We start from the raw sequence: 331 nt of genomic DNA, 5'->3' as shown, positions 1-331 counted from the left end.
TGACCGTCACGGTGACCGTGACCGGATCAGAGGTGCCGCCGTTGCCGTCGTCCGCCGTATAGGTGACCGTCGTCTCGCGCGTCTCGCCCTCGGCCAGATCGTCGAACTCGCCGTTCGGGTCAAAGGTTGCCGTGCCATCGGGGTTGATCGTGACCAGACCGCCGTTGTCGCCCGTCACAGGCGCGCCGACATTCGCCGCATCGCCGTTCACCGTGCCGACCGTCAGCACATCGCTGGTGTCCGGATCGGTGTCGTTGGCCAGCACGTTGTCCAGCGGCACGATGCCGTCGTCCTCGCCCGCCGTGCCGGTATCCGCCACAGCCGTCGGCGC

General features: G+C 68.3%; 1 protein-coding gene. It reads right to left on the bottom strand.

Features of this window, described 5'->3' with window-relative positions; all coding sequences use genetic code 11:
* The coding region (locus tag GZH79_RS17515) for an Ig-like domain-containing protein (RefSeq protein ID WP_211645067.1) at positions 1-331 on the bottom strand (331 nt) is incomplete at both ends.

The sequence above is a fragment of the Loktanella sp. SALINAS62 genome (assembly GCF_018263905.1).
Lineage (GTDB): Bacteria > Pseudomonadota > Alphaproteobacteria > Rhodobacterales > Rhodobacteraceae > Loktanella.
The sequence above is the reverse complement of the archived record's forward strand: the minus strand, read 5'-3'. Positions and strand labels throughout refer to the sequence as shown.